Annotated in this window: 16 protein-coding genes, 1 tRNA gene and 1 pseudogene; 12 read left to right on the top strand and 6 right to left on the bottom strand. The window is 72.0% G+C overall.

What is annotated here, in order from left to right; translation table 11 throughout:
• Positions 1–82 precede the first annotated feature (82 nt).
• The 6 genes from AC3IYJ_RS18360 to AC3IYJ_RS18335 all read left to right on the top strand — a co-directional run bounded on the left by AC3IYJ_RS18360 (position 83) and on the right by AC3IYJ_RS18335 (position 6,377).
• Positions 83–565, top strand: a complete 483-nt coding sequence (locus AC3IYJ_RS18360) for a CarD family transcriptional regulator (protein ID WP_003953493.1) — start codon at positions 83–85, stop codon at positions 563–565.
• 294 nt (positions 566–859) lie between these two features.
• Entirely contained in the window at positions 860–1,615 is a 756-nt protein-coding gene (ispD, locus tag AC3IYJ_RS18355) for a 2-C-methyl-D-erythritol 4-phosphate cytidylyltransferase (protein ID WP_489402379.1), read from the top strand.
• Complete coding sequence (gene ispF / locus AC3IYJ_RS18350; RefSeq protein ID WP_489402378.1) at positions 1,605–2,108, top strand: 2-C-methyl-D-erythritol 2,4-cyclodiphosphate synthase; 504 nt, start codon at positions 1,605–1,607, stop codon at positions 2,106–2,108. The genes ispD and ispF overlap by 11 nt, the downstream gene beginning before the upstream one ends.
• A 104-nt stretch (positions 2,109–2,212) precedes the next feature.
• Positions 2,213–3,610, top strand: coding sequence for a cysteine--tRNA ligase (gene cysS, locus AC3IYJ_RS18345; protein ID WP_489402377.1), 1,398 nt, complete (start codon positions 2,213–2,215; stop codon positions 3,608–3,610).
• Positions 3,611–3,716: 106 nt separating this feature from the next.
• Complete coding sequence (rlmB, locus tag AC3IYJ_RS18340) at positions 3,717–4,688, top strand: 23S rRNA (guanosine(2251)-2'-O)-methyltransferase RlmB (RefSeq protein ID WP_489402376.1); 972 nt, start codon at positions 3,717–3,719, stop codon at positions 4,686–4,688.
• A gap of 141 nt (positions 4,689–4,829) precedes the next feature.
• Positions 4,830–6,377: a DoxX family protein gene (locus AC3IYJ_RS18335; RefSeq protein ID WP_489402375.1), complete on the top strand. Its 1,548-nt coding sequence runs from the start codon at positions 4,830–4,832 to the stop codon at positions 6,375–6,377.
• Between the two features lie 108 nt (positions 6,378–6,485).
• On the opposite strand, the pseudogene AC3IYJ_RS18330 reads toward AC3IYJ_RS18335, so the two are convergent.
• From AC3IYJ_RS18330 to AC3IYJ_RS18320, 3 genes and pseudogenes are all read right to left on the bottom strand, one after another.
• Positions 6,486–6,919 (bottom strand): annotated as a pseudogene (locus AC3IYJ_RS18330) (nucleotidyltransferase family protein).
• A gap of 50 nt (positions 6,920–6,969) precedes the next feature.
• Positions 6,970–7,383: a hypothetical protein gene (locus AC3IYJ_RS18325; protein WP_384663129.1), complete on the bottom strand. Its 414-nt coding sequence runs from the start codon at positions 7,381–7,383 to the stop codon at positions 6,970–6,972.
• Positions 7,384–7,600: 217 nt separating this feature from the next.
• The gene (locus AC3IYJ_RS18320; protein ID WP_489402374.1) at positions 7,601–8,689 is read right to left on the bottom strand and encodes an ABC transporter ATP-binding protein; all 1,089 of its coding nucleotides are present in this window, start codon (positions 8,687–8,689) and stop codon (positions 7,601–7,603) included.
• Positions 8,690–8,890: 201 nt separating this feature from the next.
• Between AC3IYJ_RS18320 and AC3IYJ_RS18315 the strand changes: the two genes are divergently transcribed.
• Together AC3IYJ_RS18315 and AC3IYJ_RS18310 are read left to right on the top strand one after the other, a co-directional pair.
• Positions 8,891–9,571, top strand: coding sequence for a hypothetical protein (locus AC3IYJ_RS18315; protein WP_489402373.1), 681 nt, complete (start codon positions 8,891–8,893; stop codon positions 9,569–9,571).
• 105 nt (positions 9,572–9,676) lie between these two features.
• Positions 9,677–9,754, top strand: a tRNA-Thr gene (locus AC3IYJ_RS18310).
• Between the two features lie 84 nt (positions 9,755–9,838).
• Here AC3IYJ_RS18310 and AC3IYJ_RS18305 read toward each other — a convergent pair.
• Complete coding sequence (locus tag AC3IYJ_RS18305) at positions 9,839–11,221, bottom strand: NAD(P)/FAD-dependent oxidoreductase (protein ID WP_489402372.1); 1,383 nt, start codon at positions 11,219–11,221, stop codon at positions 9,839–9,841.
• Positions 11,222–11,379: 158 nt separating this feature from the next.
• Between AC3IYJ_RS18305 and AC3IYJ_RS18300 the strand changes: the two genes are divergently transcribed.
• From AC3IYJ_RS18300 to AC3IYJ_RS18290, 3 genes are all read left to right on the top strand, one after another.
• Positions 11,380–12,114 carry a DsbA family protein gene (locus tag AC3IYJ_RS18300; RefSeq protein WP_489402371.1) on the top strand — a complete coding sequence of 245 codons (735 nt, stop codon included), beginning with the start codon at positions 11,380–11,382 and terminating at the stop codon, positions 12,112–12,114.
• 15 nt (positions 12,115–12,129) lie between these two features.
• On the top strand, positions 12,130–13,107 hold the full coding sequence (locus tag AC3IYJ_RS18295; RefSeq protein ID WP_489402851.1) for an aminoglycoside phosphotransferase family protein: 978 nt from the start codon (positions 12,130–12,132) through the stop codon (positions 13,105–13,107).
• A 70-nt stretch (positions 13,108–13,177) separates the two neighbouring features.
• The gene (locus tag AC3IYJ_RS18290; RefSeq protein WP_489402370.1) at positions 13,178–13,651 is read left to right on the top strand and encodes a GNAT family N-acetyltransferase; all 474 of its coding nucleotides are present in this window, start codon (positions 13,178–13,180) and stop codon (positions 13,649–13,651) included.
• Positions 13,652–13,658: 7 nt separating this feature from the next.
• Here the strand turns inward: AC3IYJ_RS18290 and AC3IYJ_RS18285 are convergent, their stop codons facing one another.
• The gene (locus AC3IYJ_RS18285) at positions 13,659–14,654 is read right to left on the bottom strand and encodes a zinc-binding dehydrogenase (protein WP_489402850.1); all 996 of its coding nucleotides are present in this window, start codon (positions 14,652–14,654) and stop codon (positions 13,659–13,661) included.
• 144 nt (positions 14,655–14,798) lie between these two features.
• Between AC3IYJ_RS18285 and AC3IYJ_RS18280 the strand changes: the two genes are divergently transcribed.
• On the top strand, positions 14,799–15,473 hold the full coding sequence (locus AC3IYJ_RS18280; RefSeq protein ID WP_489402369.1) for a pentapeptide repeat-containing protein: 675 nt from the start codon (positions 14,799–14,801) through the stop codon (positions 15,471–15,473).
• A gap of 89 nt (positions 15,474–15,562) precedes the next feature.
• Here AC3IYJ_RS18280 and AC3IYJ_RS18275 read toward each other — a convergent pair whose 3' ends face one another.
• Positions 15,563–16,066, bottom strand: a complete 504-nt coding sequence (locus AC3IYJ_RS18275) for a hypothetical protein (protein ID WP_489402368.1) — start codon at positions 16,064–16,066, stop codon at positions 15,563–15,565.
• Between the last annotated feature and the right edge of the window lie 3 nt (positions 16,067–16,069).

Raw genomic sequence — 16,069 nt, 5'->3', positions numbered from 1 at the left:
TGTGCCCTGACCTGCGAAAACGCCATTCATAACAGTCAGTTCTCGTGTTACCCTGGATAGCCACGGAAGGGGTACCTGTCACATGACGTTCAAGGTTGGCGACACCGTGGTCTATCCCCATCACGGGGCCGCGCTGATCGAGGCTATCGAAACTCGCCAGATCAAAGGCGTGGACAAGACCTACTTGGTGCTCAAGGTCGCTCAGGGTGACCTGACCGTTCGCGTACCTGCGGACAACGCGGAGTTCGTGGGCGTTCGCGACGTAGTCGGCCAGGACGGGCTGGACCGGGTCTTCGAGGTGCTTCGCGCACCGTACGCAGAAGAGCCGACGAACTGGTCCCGGCGCTACAAGGCAAATCTGGAAAAGCTCGCTTCTGGCGATGTCATCAAGGTCGCCGAAGTTGTGCGTGACCTGTGGCGTCGTGAGCGTGAGCGCGGGCTTTCCGCGGGTGAGAAGCGCATGCTCGCGAAGGCGCGTCAGATCCTGGTGAGCGAGCTCGCGCTCGCCGAGAACACCAACGAGGACAAGGCCGAGGCCCTCCTCGACGAGGTGCTCGCGTCCTGACGCGATCGCCCGTACGTGTGGTCGTACACAGTTGTGCCGCGGTGCCCGATGACAAGGTGACTTGTTGCCGGGCGCTGCGGCATGTCTGGACCCATATCGGCATCCGGACTCATACCCATACCCACAGTCATACCCACGCCCACGCCCGTCTTCGGACGCGTACCGGTACTGGTGTGCCGGGTCCGGTCGGCCGCCTCGACCGGTCGTCACGGAAGGGGCGAGGGGCGTCGCACCCGGCACCCTTGAGGCCATACCCATGTCGGCCGAAGTCACAAACCTGGCTCGGAGCTACTGATGTCTGACGAATCGCGCCCCCACCGCACCGCCGCGGTGATCCCGGCCGCCGGACGCGGGGTCCGCCTCGGCCCCGGCGCCCCCAAGGCGCTGCGGACCCTGGGCGGCATTCCCATGCTCATCCATGCGGTCCGCGCCATGGCGCGCTCCCGCGCGGTCTCCCTCGTCGTCGTCGTGGCCCCGCCCGACGGCACCGCGGAGGTGCGCCGCCTCCTGGACGAGCACGCCCTGCCCGAGCGCACCGAGATCCTGGTGGTCCCCGGCGGGGAAACCCGGCAGGAGTCCGTACGCGCCGGCCTGGAGGCCCTCCCGGCGGACGTCACCGCCGTCCTCATCCACGACGCGGCCCGCCCGCTCGTCCCCGTGGACACCGTCGACTCCGTCGTCGAGGCCGTCCGCGACGGCGCGCCCGCCGTCGTACCGGCCCTGCCGCTGGCCGACACCGTCAAGGAGGTCGAACCCGGCCCGCCGGGCGAGCCCGAGCCGGTCGTCGCCACCCCCGTCCGCGCCCGGCTGCGCGCCGTCCAGACCCCGCAGGGCTTCGACCGGGTCACCCTGGTGCGCGCGCACGAGAAGCTCGCCGCCGCCGCGGCCGACGGCCAGGGCGCCACGGACGACGCCGGGATGGTGGAGCAGCTCGGAGTCACCGTCCTGGTCGTTCCCGGCCACGAAGAGGCCTTCAAGGTCACCCGCCCGCTCGACCTGGTCCTCGCCGAGGCCGTACTCGCCCGCCGGAGGGCCACCGATGTCTACTGACCACGCCGCCCCCCTCATCCCGCTCGTCGGCATCGGCACCGATGTCCACGCCTTCGAGACCGGCCGCGAGCTGTGGTGCGCCGGCCTGCTCTGGGAGGGCGAGGACGGGCTGGCCGGGCACTCCGACGGGGACGTCGCCGCGCACGCCGCCTGCGACGCGCTCTTCTCCGCCGCCGGCGTGGGCGACCTGGGCGCGCACTTCGGCACCTCGCGCCCCGAGTGGTCCGGTGCCGCCGGGGTCACCCTGCTGGCCGAGGCCGCCCGGATCGTGCGCGCCGAGGGCTTCGAGATCGGCAACATCGCGATCCAGGTGATCGGCGTGCGCCCCAAGATCGGCAAGCGGCGCGAAGAGGCGCAGAAGGCGCTCGCCGCCGCGGCGGGCGCTCCCGTGTCGGTCTCCGGCACCACCACCGACGGACTGGGCCTCACGGGCCGCGCCGAAGGCCTGGCAGCCATCGCCACGGCCCTGGTGTACCGGACGAACCGGGCCTAGTACCCCGTACGGGGGTCGCTCCCGCGGCCCTTCCGCAAACAAAGCGGGCCCCGCGTACCGAAAGGGTCGCGGGGCACTGCTACAGGCCCACTACCCTGGATGCCGTGACTATTCGCCTGTACGACACCAGCGCCCGGCAGATCCGTGACTTCGTCCCGCTCGTTCCGGGCTGCGTCTCGATCTACCTCTGTGGCGCCACCGTGCAGGCGGCACCGCACATCGGGCACGTCCGCTCGTACCTGAACTTCGACATCGCGCGCCGCTGGTTCACCTACCGCGGCCTCGACGTCACCTTCATCCGCAACGTCACCGACATCGACGACAAGATCATCGCGAAGTCGGAGGACCAGGGTCGTCCCTGGTGGTCCATCGGCTACGAGAACGAGCGCGCCTTCAACGACGGCTACAACGCGCTGGGCTGCCTCCCGCCCACGTACGAGCCCCGCGCCACCGGCCACGTGCCCGAGATGATCGAGATGATGCGCGGCCTCGTCGAGCGCGGTCACGCGTACGAGGCCGACGGCAGCGTCTACTTCGACGTCCGTTCCTTCCCCGACTACCTGGAGCTCTCGAACCAGAACGTCGACGACCTGCGCCAGCCCGACGAGGGCGTCGCGGGCAAGCGCGACCCGCGCGACTTCGCGATGTGGAAGGCCTCCAAGCCCGGCGAGCCCGACTGGGAGACCCCGTGGGGCCGCGGCCGTCCCGGCTGGCACCTGGAGTGCTCCGCGATGGCGCACAAGTACCTCGGCAGCGCCTTCGACATCCACGGCGGCGGGCTCGACCTGATCTTCCCGCACCACGAGAACGAGATCGCCCAGGCCAAGGCCTACGGCGACGAGTTCGCGAGGTACTGGATGCACAACGCCTGGGTCACCCTCTCCGGCGAGAAGATGTCGAAGTCGCTCGGCAACTCCGTCCTGGTCTCCGAGATGCTCAAGGTCTGGCGCCCGATCGTGCTGCGCTACTACCTCGGCACCCCGCACTACCGCTCGATGATCGAGTACAGCGAGGACTCGCTGCGCGAGGCGGAATCCGGCTTCGCGCGCATCGAGGGCTTCATCCAGCGCGTCATCGAGAAGGCCGGCAAGACGGTCGAGCCGGCCGCCGAGGTGCCGCCCGCCTTCGCCGAGGCCATGGACGACGACATGGGCGTCCCGCAGGCGCTCGCGATCATCCACACCACCGTCCGTCAGGGCAACAGCGCACTCGCCGCCGACGACAAGGACGCCGCGATCGCGCGTCTGGCGGAGGTACGGGCCATGCTGGGCGTCCTCGGCCTCGACCCCCTCGACCCGCACTGGGCGGGCGAGGCGGACCGCGGGGAAGACCTCCACGGCGCCGTGGACACCCTCGTACGCCTGGTCCTGGAGCAGCGCGAGTCCGCTCGCGAGCGCAAGGACTGGGCCACCGCCGACGCCATCCGCGACCAGCTCCAGCAGTCGGGCCTGGTCATCGAGGACAGCCCCACCGGACCCCGCTGGACGCTCGGCCCCCGCTGAGCCCACGGAGCGTCCCTCTGGAGCATTCAGATTGGGCCGTCCGGCGTTCCGGGCGGCACACTCTTCATACGTACATATCGCAGCACCAACGAAACAGGTAGAGGTCATGGCCGGGAACAGCCAGCGCAGGAACCGCCGCACGTCCAATAAGAAGGGCGCGACGGTTGGCAGCGGTGGCCAGCGGCGCAGGGGCCTCGAAGGCAAGGGCCCCACGCCCAAGGCCGAGGACCGCAAGAAGCACAAGGCCAACCGCATCAGCAACGCCATGGCCCGCCAGGCTGCCAAGCGCCGTCCGGCGCCGCGCCGCGGCGGCCCCAAGGGCACCAGCGAGATGGTCGTGGGCCGCAACCCGGTCTTCGAGGCGCTGCGCGACGGCGTACCGGCCACCACCCTCTACGTCCAGCAGTTCATCGACAACGACGAGCGCGTCCGCGAGGCCCTCCAGCTCGCGGCCGAGCGCGGCAACATCAACCTGATGGAAGCCCCGCGCCCCGAGCTCGACCGCCTGACCAACGGGCTGAACCACCAGGGCCTGGTCCTCCAGGTCCCGCCGTACGAGTACGCGCTCCCGGACGAGCTCACCGCCGCCGCGTACGACAACGGCGAGGACCCGCTCATCGTCGCCCTCGACGGGATCACCGACCCGCGCAACCTGGGCGCGATCATCCGCTCCGTCTCCGCCTTCGGCGGCCACGGCGTGGTCGTCCCCGAGCGCCGCGCCGCCAGCATGACCGCCGGCGCCTGGAAGTCCTCGGCCGGCACCGCCGCCCGTACCCCGGTCTCGCGCGTCACCAACCTGACCCGTGCCATCCAGGACTACAAGAAGGAAGGCATCACCATCGTCGGCCTCGCCGCCGAAGGTACCCACGAGGTGCACGAGCTGGAGGCGCTGGGCGGCCCCGTCGTCATCGTCGTCGGCTCCGAGGGCAAGGGCCTCGGCCGCCTCGTCGGCGAGAACTGCGACTACCTGGTCCGCATCCCGATGCCGGGCGGCGCCGAGTCGCTCAACGCCGGTGTCGCCGCGGGCGTCGTCCTCTACGAGGCCGCCCGCCGCCGCGCCACTCGCGGTCGCGTCTGAGCCGCTTGATCCACTTGGCTCACAGGACGTGACCCGTGAGCGTGCCACCCCGCCCCTTCCGGGCGGGGTGGCTTGATTTGACGGGTCTCGGACACATCCCTGAAGTCAAGGCAGTGTCCTAAACACTCATCACTCGGTTAGATGAGTGTGGACACCAGAACGCCAGGGTTCGACGACCAGCCCGCGCTGAGCATGGTCAAGGTGCCGTGCGACCCCGCACAGGTCATCGTCAACCACGCCAGCTTCCGCGTGCGGCTCGCACCAAGCCCGAGCGCGCGTCCCAAGCCCGCAGGCATCCCCGGCCTCGCCCCCGCGCTCGGAGGGGCCCTCGCGGCCGTCGGAGCCGGCGCGGGACGCCGCCGCCCGGTCGTCTGGAGCGGCAAGTCCGCCCCCGGCGACGCGGCGGCCAGCGCCGCCATGGGAGGCCTGCTCCAGGCCGTACGCGAGCACGGACGCGGCCACGACGACTACGACGGCGGAGCGACCCAGGTCATCCCGCGCATCGACCTCGCCCACGACCTCGCCGAAGACACCCTCGCCACGCCGACCGTCATCGGCCAGCGCAACTACGGCGACCCGGACGAGACCCGCATCCAGCCCGCGGTCCGGGACCTCTCCCCGGAGGCCTACGAGGCCTACGGGGCCGCGCTCGCCGAAGGCTCCGGACCCGGCTCGGACACCCGCCGGGCACCGGGCGACGCACGCGCGCAGGCCCAGTACTACCCCGGCCGCCGGATGAACCTCGGTGTCGTGCTGCTCCCGCTGCGCGTCTTCCTCGGCTTCATCTCCATCTACGCGGGCATGGGCAAGCTGTGCGACCCCGTCTACTTCGACGGCGGCGAACGCGGTTCCATGGTCACCTGGCTCCAGACCCTGCACCCCTGGGCGCTGGCCGAGCCGCTGCGCGACTTCGCGCTCGCGCACCCCGTGGGCGCCGGACTCAGCGTGGCCTTCCTCCAGGTGATCGTCGGCGTCCTGACGGTCTTCGGCCTGTGGCAGCGGTTCGCGGCCTGCTTCGGCGCGCTGCTCTCCGCCGCGCTGCTGATGACCGTCAGCTGGAAGACCGTGCCCGCCTACGACGCGCCCGACATCATCTACCTCGCCGCCTGGAGCCCCCTGATCATCGCGGGGGCCCCGGTGTACTCGCTGGACGGGCGGCTCGCGGGCGAGGCCTGGCGCACGCTGGGCCCCCGTACCGAGGTCTGGCGGCTGCGGCGGCGCGTACTGCGGCGCGGGGCCGTCATGGCCACCGTGGTCTGCGGACTCACGCTGCTCGTCGGCTCGCTCCTCGGCGGAGCCGTCCGCTCCACCACCGTGGTCACCGTGCCCGGCCCCGGCCAGGCCCCGAGCAACTACCTTCCCGGGCGGCCGCTGCCGCGCACCCCGCAGCAGCAGCCGACGCAGACCGGCCCCTCGAAGCCGACCGCGAAGCCCTCGGCCGCGGCCTCCTCGCCGGCCGCCAAGCCGGGCCGCGGCGCGACCGGTTCGGCCACCCCCGGAGCCTCCGGCTCCCAGGCGCCCTCCGCGACCAAGGGCGCAGGCGGCCAGAGCAGCCCGCGGAGCACGCCCCGCCAGTCCACCCCGCAGAAGCCCCCGGCCTCCTCGGGGACGGGCAGCGGCGGATCCTCCGGCGGGGCCGGGGACACACCGCCGAAGAAGCCCGGTCTGGTCGGCGGCCTCCTCGGCTGACCGGCGGCACGGACGGCACCACGGCACCACGGCACCACGGCACCACGAGGAGGGCCCGGCACGCGAACCGCGTGCCGGGCCCTCCTGCGTACGCCCTGAGGAGACGGCCTAGAGGCCGCTCTGCGCGGCCAACTCCCTTGCGGCCTCGGTCAGGTCCTTCGCCGTGTCGATCGCCCGCCAGTAGGCCCCCTGGGGCAGCGGGAAGCCCGCCAGCCGCCGCTCCCGCGCCAGACGCGGGAACGTCGTCCGCTCGTGGTCCCCGAAGTCGGGCAGCAGCGCGGCGAATTCGGGCCCGAAGACGTACACCCCGGCATTGACCGGATACGGGGACTGCGGCGCCTCGATGAAGTCCAGGACGTGCCCGTACTCGTTGATCTCCACCACCCCCCGGGGATCTCCACAATCGGCTTGGGGCGGTCGTCCGTGTACGGCCGCAGCCGCGCCCCCTGGCCACCCGCCAGGACCACTGCCTGGGTCGGAGAAGCCGGGAACGCGGCTGCGTGCGGGCGAGCAGGGGACGCGGAGTCGACCGGATCGCTCATGTCGATGTGCGGTGCGTTGCGGTGCGGTACGCGGCTGCGTGCGGCGGCCGTCAGCCCATGGAGGCGACGCCGGACGCGTACGCGGTGTCGCACACCGGCCGCGCGAACGACTGCGCCTTCGTGGGCCCGTAGGCGTCCACGGCCGCCCGTCCCAGGGCGCGCGCGATCCCCACGCAGTGCTCGGCCAGCGAAGGCCGCCGGTCGACCTCCTGCTGGAGGTGGGTCAGTACGTCACCGGGCTGCTCGCCCTGCTGGATCTCGCTCACCAGCTTGTCGCGCAGCACGTCCTGCGCGGGACGGGGCTTCGCGGGGACGGAGACGTCCTCGGCGGACGCGGTCAGGATCTGGGAGGGGGTGTTGTCCGCCCAGGGGACCATGGTGACCGCGAGGGTCCCGGACAGGACCAGGACGACGGGCAGGACCAGGGCGAGGGATCGGCCGATACGGCGGGCAGTGTGGGTCACGAGGGCGAGAGTAGCGCTCGGTGAAGATTTGGCGACATTTAGTCACCCGGTCGGGGGATGGTTCGACGTGGCTTTTCGAATTAAGGGTTGACGCTTGGGGCCGAATGGCCCGATCTGTCGGAAGTTGCGGACCTCCGGAACCTCCGTAACTCACCCCGAAGGGGCGCCCCTTGACGGGACGCCCCTTCGGGCCGGTCCAACGGCTGGACCGGAAGGATCACTTGGAGAGGCGGGCACCGGAGGACGTCGAGAAGACGTGGATCTCGTCGGCGCGCGGGACGACGTGCAGCGTCGAGCCCTTCTCGGGCACCTGGCGGCCGTTCACGCGCACCACGATGTCCTGCGAGCCCTCGGAGTGCGAGGTCGAACCGTAGACGTACCCGTCGGCGCCGAGCTCCTCCACCACGTTCACGGTGATGACCAGGCCGCCCGTGTCGCTGAGGTCGAAGTGCTCGGGGCGCACGCCGACCGTGACCGTGCGGTCGCCCGCGTCGGCGGCGGCGGTCAGCGCCTCGCGCGACACCGGGACGACGCTGTCGCCGAACTTCACGCCGCCGTCGGTGATCGGGACCTCGACCAGGTTCATGGCCGGGGAGCCGATGAAGCCGGCGACGAAGAGGTTCGCGGGGCGGTCGTACATGTTGCGCGGGGTGTCGACCTGCTGCAGCAGACCGTCCTTGAGGACCGCGACGCGGTCGCCCATCGTCATCGCCTCGACCTGGTCGTGGGTGACGTAGACGGTGGTGATCCCCAGGTCGCGCTGGAGCGCGGCGATCTGGGTGCGCGTCGACACGCGGAGCTTGGCGTCCAGGTTCGACAGCGGCTCGTCCATGAGGAACACCTGCGGCTTGCGGACGATCGCGCGACCCATCGCGACGCGCTGGCGCTGGCCGCCGGAGAGCGCCTTCGGCTTGCGGTCGAGGTACTGGGTCAGGTCCAGCATCTTCGCCGCGTCCTCCACCTTCTTGCGGATGGTGGCCTTGTCCTCGCCGGCGATCTTGAGCGCGAAGCCCATGTTGTCGGCGACGGACATGTGCGGGTAGAGCGCGTAGTTCTGGAACACCATCGCGATGTCCCGGTCCTTGGGCGGCAGGTGCGTGACGTCGCGGTCACCGATGCGGATCGCACCGCCGTTGACGTCCTCCAGGCCGGCGAGCATGCGCAGCGAGGTGGACTTGCCGCAGCCGGAGGGGCCGACGAGGACGAGGAACTCGCCGTCCGCGATCTCCAGCTCCAGCTGGTCGACGGCGGGCTTGTCGCCGCCCGGGTACAGACGGGTCGCCTTGTCGAAAGTGACAGAAGCCATGGTGATGAATCCCTTCTACCGGCAGGAACGTGCCGGACGATCCGAGTGGAAGGTCTAGTCCAGTGGCCTGGACTCCGCCCGACGCTACCGGGCCGCGCCCCTCCTGTCAGTACCCGGACGGGGGTGACTTCCCCGACCTCCCCCCGACCGCCCCCGGATCCCCGTGGACGGCTGTCAGTGGCGGCTGCTTGGATCGCGCCCATGACCATCTACGACCTGACCCGCGCCCTGCCCGACATCGAGACCCTGCGCGACCGTTGCCGGGCGATGGCGGCCCTGGAACTGGTGATCAGCGGCAACCAGGACGGTGGCTACTTCTCCTACGACCCCGCGTGGGGCGAGGGGGAGGAGGCGGCGTTCATGGAGAACGGCTCGGGCGACGAGTACGCGATCGTCTTCACGGCGGACGGGGTCTTCGGACGCGGCTTCGCCCACGAATCGGCCATGAGTCCGTGGGGGATCGAGGAGGATGCCCTCTGGCCCGGACTGGCCGAGGGCATCCCGGAGGCCTTCCGCCCCTTCCTGACGGAGCCCTCCTTCTGCGTGGAGGAGGGACTGCTCCAGGCGACGGCCGTCTTCTGGCGCGAGACCGGGGACACCGCCTGGCGGACCGGCAAGGTCGACTTCCCGGAGGGCGACGGCTACGCGGACGGCGTGGACGAGCTCTTCGAGGTCCTCGCGGCGGGCACGCCGCAGGCCTACCGCGCCTTCGCCGAGGGCTACTACGAGTCGGACCTCCCGCTGGAGGCGATCGAGCACATCTGGTCCCTGCGGCCCCTCACCCAGGCCGTCGTCGACGCCCTCAACCCGGGCCTCCCGCTGAAAGCGGTGGCCCCGCGGCTGGCGCGGGCGGGGTATCCGGAGGCCGGCCCCTCGGCGTAGAACGAACTGACGCACGAGGAGTTCCGGGGCCGGAAAGTCTTCGCTGTGGCGTCTGGCGGCTGTGTAGAGTGAAGGCGATTCTGTGCGATGCGCAGCGTCACCTGTGCCCCCTTAGCTCAGTCCGGCCAGAGCACCGCTCTTGTAAAGCGTAGGTCGTCGGTTCGAATCCGACAGGGGGCCCCATTCCAGGTCGGAAGCTTGCCGGCCAAGGGAATTCGTACGGAAGCAGAAGGCCCCGGGTGATCGCCCGGGGCCTTTCGCGTGCCGTCAGCTACGGCCCGAGATGCGGTCTGCCAGGCGGGCCAGGGGTGTTGTGGTCGGGGTGTGGGTGGTGGATTCGCGGCGGTCGGCCTCGCGGTAGGCGGCGTAGAGGGCCTGGACGCCGAGCCAGCGGAAGGGCTCCGGCTCCCAGCGGCGGACCCGGTGGTTGACCCAGGGGAGGCCGGTGAGGTCGGTCCTGTCGCCCAGGACCAGGTCCCGGAGGGTTCGGGCCGCGAGGTTGGAGGTGGCCACGCCGGAGCCCACGTAGCCGCCGGCCCAGCCGAGGCCCGTCGTGGAGTCCAGGGTGACCGTGGCGCACCAGTCGCGGGGGACGCCCAGGACGCCCGACCAGGCGTGGGTGATCTCCACGCCCGTGAGGGCCGGGAAGAAGGACTCCAGGAGGTGGGTGAGGGCGGCGATCGTGGCGGGCTGGGTGCGGCCGTCGTTGTCGGTGCGGGAGCCGTAGCGGTACGGGACTCCGCGGCCGCCGATGGCGATGCGGTCGTCGGCGGTGCGCTGCGCGTACATGTAGGCGTGGGCCATGTCGCCGAGGGTTTCGGCGCCGGACCAGTTGAGCTGGGACCAGACCTCCGGGGGGAGGGGGGCGGTGGCGATCATCGAGGAGTTCATGGGGAGCCATGAGCGCTTCTGGCCCTTGAGGGCGGCGGTGAAGCCCTCGGTGCAGCGCAGTACGTACGGGGCGCGGACCGTGCCGTAGGGGGTGATGGCGCGGCGCGGGGCGATCTCGGTGACCGGGGTGGATTCGTGGATGACCACGCCGAGGCGTTCGCAGGCGGCCGCGAGTCCCTTGACGAGCTTCAGGGGGTGGATGCGGGCTCCGTGCGGGGTCCAGCTGGCTCCGACGGCGTCGGTGACGTTGATGCGGGCGCGGGCGTCGGTGGCGTCGTAGAGCTCGCGGTCCGTTTCGCCGAAGGCGAGTTCGGCGGCGTGGAAGGCCTTGAGGCGGGTCAGCTGGGCGGGGGTGCGGGCGACTTCGAGGACTCCGCCGCGGTGGATGTCGGCGTGGATGTCCTCCTTGGCGGCGACGTCGATGACTTCGGTGACGGTCTCGTTCATGGCGTGCTGGAGGCGCTGGGCGGCCTGGTGGCCGTGGAGGGCGGCGTAGCGGTCGCGGCCGGCGATTCCGTTGTAGAGCCAGCCGCCGTTGCGGCCGGAGGCCCCGTAGCCGCAGAACTTCTGTTCCAGGACGGTGACGCGCAGGTCGGGGGCGGCGGTCTTGAGGTAGTAGGCGGTCCACAGGCCGGTGTAGCCGCCGCCGACGATGACGACGTCGGCGGTGGCGTCCCCGGTGAGGGGGGTGCGGGGTGGGTGGTCGGTGGCGGTCTCGTCCGTCGCGTACCAGAAGGAAATTCCGCCGTTGATGGTCATGGGGGAGTTGGTACACCTCGTTTCGCAGGGGTGTCCAGGGTCGTGATGTCGGGTTTTGAGGTGCGAGGGGTGGCCGAATGGCTGATGTGGGGGAGGGGGTTCCGTCTTTAGGGTGAGGCGGGGATTTTGTTGCGGTTTGGGCGAGAGGTGCGGTTCGTATGGTGCGGGTTGTGGTGGCGGGACGCCTGGTCGCGGCGGTCGCGTCGGTGGCGCTGCTGGGCGGGGCGGTCATCGGCTGCGGGTCGGGTTCGGGGTCCGGGTCCGGCGACGGGGCGTCCGCGGTGGCCACCGACGTGCAGGTGCGGACCAGCCCGATCGCCGACCGGCTCGCGAAGCTGCCCGCCGCGGTCGACGGGAGCAAGGTCGTGGTGGGCAGGCCGGACGCGCCGTGCACCGTGCAGGTGCTGGTGGACCCGAAGTGCGGCTACTGCGCGAAGTTCGAGGAGACCGGCGGCGAATCGCTGCTGAGGCTCGCGGACGCCGGGAAGGTGAAGATCGAGTACCTGCTGGCGTCGTTCCTGGACCGGGGCGGGCAGAGCGGTTCGGTCAGGGCGGTGAACGCGCTGCGCGCGTCGGTGGATGCAGGGAAGTTCGCGGAGTACCACGCTGCGGTCTTCGCGAGCCAGCCGAAGGGGAGGTTCACCGACGAGGTGCTGTTGAAGATCGCGGACGCGGTGCCGGGCCTGCGCGGGGCGGAGTTCGACAAGGCGGTGGAGGACCAGAAGTACAAGGAGTGGGTCGGCGAGGCCGAGAAGGGCTTCGAGGCGACGGGGGCGCAGGGCACTCCGTTGGTGCTGGTGGAGGGGAAGCCGGTCGGGGCGAAGGACGGGTCGATGTTCGACGCGAAGGCGTTCGCGGAGGCGCTGAAGGGTGCCGGGGCGGGGGCTTCGTAGGCTCGGTGCATGGGCATGGGTGACGGCGGGGTCGGTGGGGTCGGCGGCGACGGCGGTCGCGGCGGGGTCGGCTTGAGCGGCCGGATTCCGGAGGGGTTGCTGCGGGCGCAGCTCGACGGCGACGGCTCGGCCGGGCGGGAGTTCGTCGACGGGCTGCCCGCGCGGGTGGCGTCGTTCCTGGAGCGGTGGGAGCTGCGGACCACGGGCCCCGGGATGCACGGGGTGACGGCGCTGGTGCTGCCGGTGGAACGGGCGGACGGGACGGCGGCCGCGCTGAAGCTGCCCGCGCTCGACGAGGAGAACGCGGGGGAGGCGCTCGCGCTGCGCGCGTGGGCCGGGGAGGGCTGCGTACGGCTGCTGGAGGCGGACGCGGCCACCGGGACCCTGTTGCTGGAACGCCTCGACGAGGGGCGGCCCCTGTCGGCGCTGGCGGTACGGGACTCACGGCGCGCGGTGGCGGTCGTCGGGGAGCTGCTGGCCCGGCTGACGGCGGTGCCGGCACCGGCCGGGCTGCGGCGGCTGGGGGACATCGCGGCCGGGATGCTGGAGGAGGTGCCGGGGGCGCTCGCGCAGGTGGCGGACGGGCGGGCGCGGAGGCTGGTCGCGGACTGCGCGGCGGCGCTCGCGGAGGTGGTGGGGGAGCCGGGGGACCGGCTGCTGCACTGGGACCTGCACTACGACAACGTGCTGGCGGGCGGCGGTGCTGGGGGCGGTGGGGACGACCGTACCGGCCGTTCGGGGTGGCTGGCGATCGATCCGAAGCCGCTGTCGGGCGATCCGGGGTTCGATCTGCTGCCCGCGCTGGTGAACAACTTCCGGGCACGGGAAGTGCGGTGGCGCTTCGATCTGCTGGCGGAAGCGGTGGGGGCCGATCGCGAACGGGCGCGGGCGTGGACGCTGGCACGGGTGCTGCAGAACTGCCTGTGGGACGTGGAGGGCGGGGACCAGCCCGCGGAGCGGCAGTTGGTGATCGCGGAGTCGCTGCGGGCGTAGAGCCGGTGGCGGGGCGGCGGCGCGGGACCGGACGAACCCTCCGGGCCGGGGCGGCTCGTAGGGTGCGGGCATGATCCGTAATGCTGTCGTCAGCGACATCCCCGTCATCCACGCCATGATCCGCGAGCTCGCGGACTACGAGAAGGTGCCGCACGAGGCGCGCGCCACCGAGGAGCAGTTGCGGGAGGCGCTGTTCGGGGAGCGGCCCGCGGCGTTCGCGCACATCGCGCAGACGCCGGAGGGCGAGGCCGTCGGTTTCTCGTTGTGGTTCCTCAGCTTCTCGACGTGGCGCGGGGTGCACGGCATCTACCTGGAGGACCTGTACGTACGCCCCGGCGTGCGCGGCGGCGGCCACGGGAAGGCGCTGCTGCGGGAGTTGGCGCGGATCTGCGTGGAGCGGGGCTACGAGCGGCTGGAGTGGTCGGTCCTGAAGTGGAACGAGCCGACGATCGCCTTCTACGAGGCCCTGGGCGCGCGGCCGCAGGACGAGTGGTCGGTGTACCGGCTGACGGACGGGGCGTTGGCCGAGCTGGGGACGCCCTAGGGATTCCCTAGGGCTCCAGGACGACCTTTCCGGTGGTGGCGCGGTTCTCCAGGTCGTGGTGGGCGGTGGCGGCCTCGGCGAGGGGGTAGCGCTGGAGGGCGGGGCGCAGGCGGCCGGCGGCGGCTTCGGCGAGGGCGCGGGTTTCGAGGGTGCGCATCGGGTCGTCGCCGCCGGCGCGCTGGAGCATGGCGGGGCCGAGGACGTTGTGCGTGGTGATGCCGCGGGCGTCCAGGGCGGCCCGGTCGGCGTCGGTGAGCGGGATCGGGCCGCCGGACCAGCCGAAGACGAGGTGGAGGGCGCTGTCGGCGAGGAGGTCGAGCGCGGTGCGGGCCACGGGTCCGCCGACGGAGTCGAAGAGGACGGTGGCGCCGCCGGGGTGGTGGGCGCGGACGGTGTCGGCCCAGTCGGGGCGGGTGTAGTCGACGGCGAGGTCGGCGCCGTTGGCGGCGGCGAGGGCGGCTTTGGCGGGGCCGCCGGCGAGGGCGACCACGGTGGCTCCGGCGTTCTTCGCGTACTGGACGAGCAGGGTGCCGATGCCGCCCGCGGCGGCGGGGACGAGGACGGTGGAGCCGGGGCCGAGGTCGGTGAACTGGAGGATCCCGAGGGTGGTGCGGCCGGTGCCGATCATGGCGACGGCGCCGGCGGGGTCGAGGCCCGCCGGGATGGCGTGGAGCCGGTCGGCGTCGGCGACGGCGTACTCGGCGTAGCCGCCGGGGGCGAATCCGAGGTGGACGACGACGGGGGCGCCGAGCCAGGCGGGGTCGGTGCCGGGGCCGAGGGCTTCCACGGTCCCGGCGACTTCGCGGCCGGGGACGGTCGGCAGCTCGGGGAGGCGGGCCATGGGAGACGCCTGGACGCCGCTCCGGAGCATGGTGTCGAGCAGGTGGACCCCGGCGGCGGCCACGGCGATGCGGACCTGGCCGGGGGCGGGGACGGGGAGCGGCGCGGGCTCGTAGGTGAGGTTCTCGGCGGGGCCGAAGGCGTGGAGCCGGACGGCGTGCATCTCGGCGGGAGCGGCGGGGGCTTCGGCGGCGGGCGCGGGGGTGGTGGTCATGCGGCCAGCCTGTTACCTCAAGTGGGGTTGAGGTCAAGGGGGTGCGGGGTGTGCGCCCGTGAGCCTGTCAGTGGGGTGGTCCAGGATGGGGGAATGGCGCGAAAAGGGCAGGAGCAGGGTGTGAAGGCGGCGCGGCGGCCGGAGGTTCGGCTGCCGGAGCTGAGCGCGTGGGAGGGCGGTGAGCTGGAGCCGGACGGGGACTACGACGGGCTGGAGCTCGTCGACGCGGACCTGGTGGGCCAGGACGGGGTCGGGGCCCGGTTCATGGACTGCGCCCTACGGCGCTGCGCGCTGGACGAGACCGGCCTGTCGAAGGCGCGGTTCCTGGACTCGGTCCTGGAGGGGGTCCGGGGCGTGGGGACCGACCTGTCGGGGGCTTCGCTGCGGGACGTGGAACTGCTGGAGGCCCGGCTGGGCGGGGTGCAGCTGCACGGGGCGGTGCTGGAGCGGGTCCTGGTGCGCGGGGGAAAGATCGACTATCTGAATCTGCGTACGGCGCGGCTCAAGGACGTGGTCTTCGAGGGGTGCGTCCTGGTGGAGCCGGACTTTGCGGGGGCGGTGCTGGAGCGGGTGGAGTTCCGGGACTGCACGCTGCGCGGGGCCGATTTCACGGGGGCGCGGCTGGCGGACGTGGACCTGCGGGGGGTGGCGGAGCTGGGCATCGCGCGGGGGGTGGAGGCGCTGGCGGGTGCGGTGATCAGCCCGACGCAGCTCTTCGAGCTGGCACCGGCGATGGCGGCGCAGCTGGGAGTGCGGGTGGTGGCGTAGGCGAGACGGGACGACACGGGGCCGGGCGGGACCGGGCGGGGCCGGGCGGGGCCGGGCGGGGCCGGGCGGGGCCGGGATCGGCCCGGCGGCTATGCCGGGACGCGGGGGAAGCGGGACTGGAGGGTCCAGATGACCGGGTTGTCGCCGAGGCCCTCGTGCATGTCGATGAGGTCCGCGATCAGGTCGTGGAGGAAATCCCGGGCTTCGCGGCGCAGCAGGCGGTGGCTGAAGGTCAGCGGGTCCTCCTCCGCCGGCATCCAGTCGGCCTCGACGTCGACCCAGCCGAAGCGGCGCTCGAAGAGCATGCGGTCGCTGGACTCGGTGAAATCGAGCTCGGCGTACTGCCGGTTGGCGGAGCGGCTGCCGCGCGGGTCCTGGTCCAGCTGCTCGACGATGTCGCAGAGCGCCCAGGCGAAGTCCAGTACGGGCACCCATCCCCAGGCTGTGGACACTTCCCGGTCCTTGACGGTGTCGGCGAGGTAGACGTCACCGCAGAACAGGTCGTGGCGCAGCGAGTGGACGTCCGCCGAGCGGTAGTCGGTCTGCGGGGGGTCGGGGAAGCGCCGGGAGAGGGAGTAGCCGATGTCGAGCACGTA

It is taken from the genome of Streptomyces sp. GL_140, from assembly GCF_057834465.1.
The sequence above is the reverse complement of the archived record's forward strand: the minus strand, read 5'-3'. Positions and strand labels throughout refer to the sequence as shown.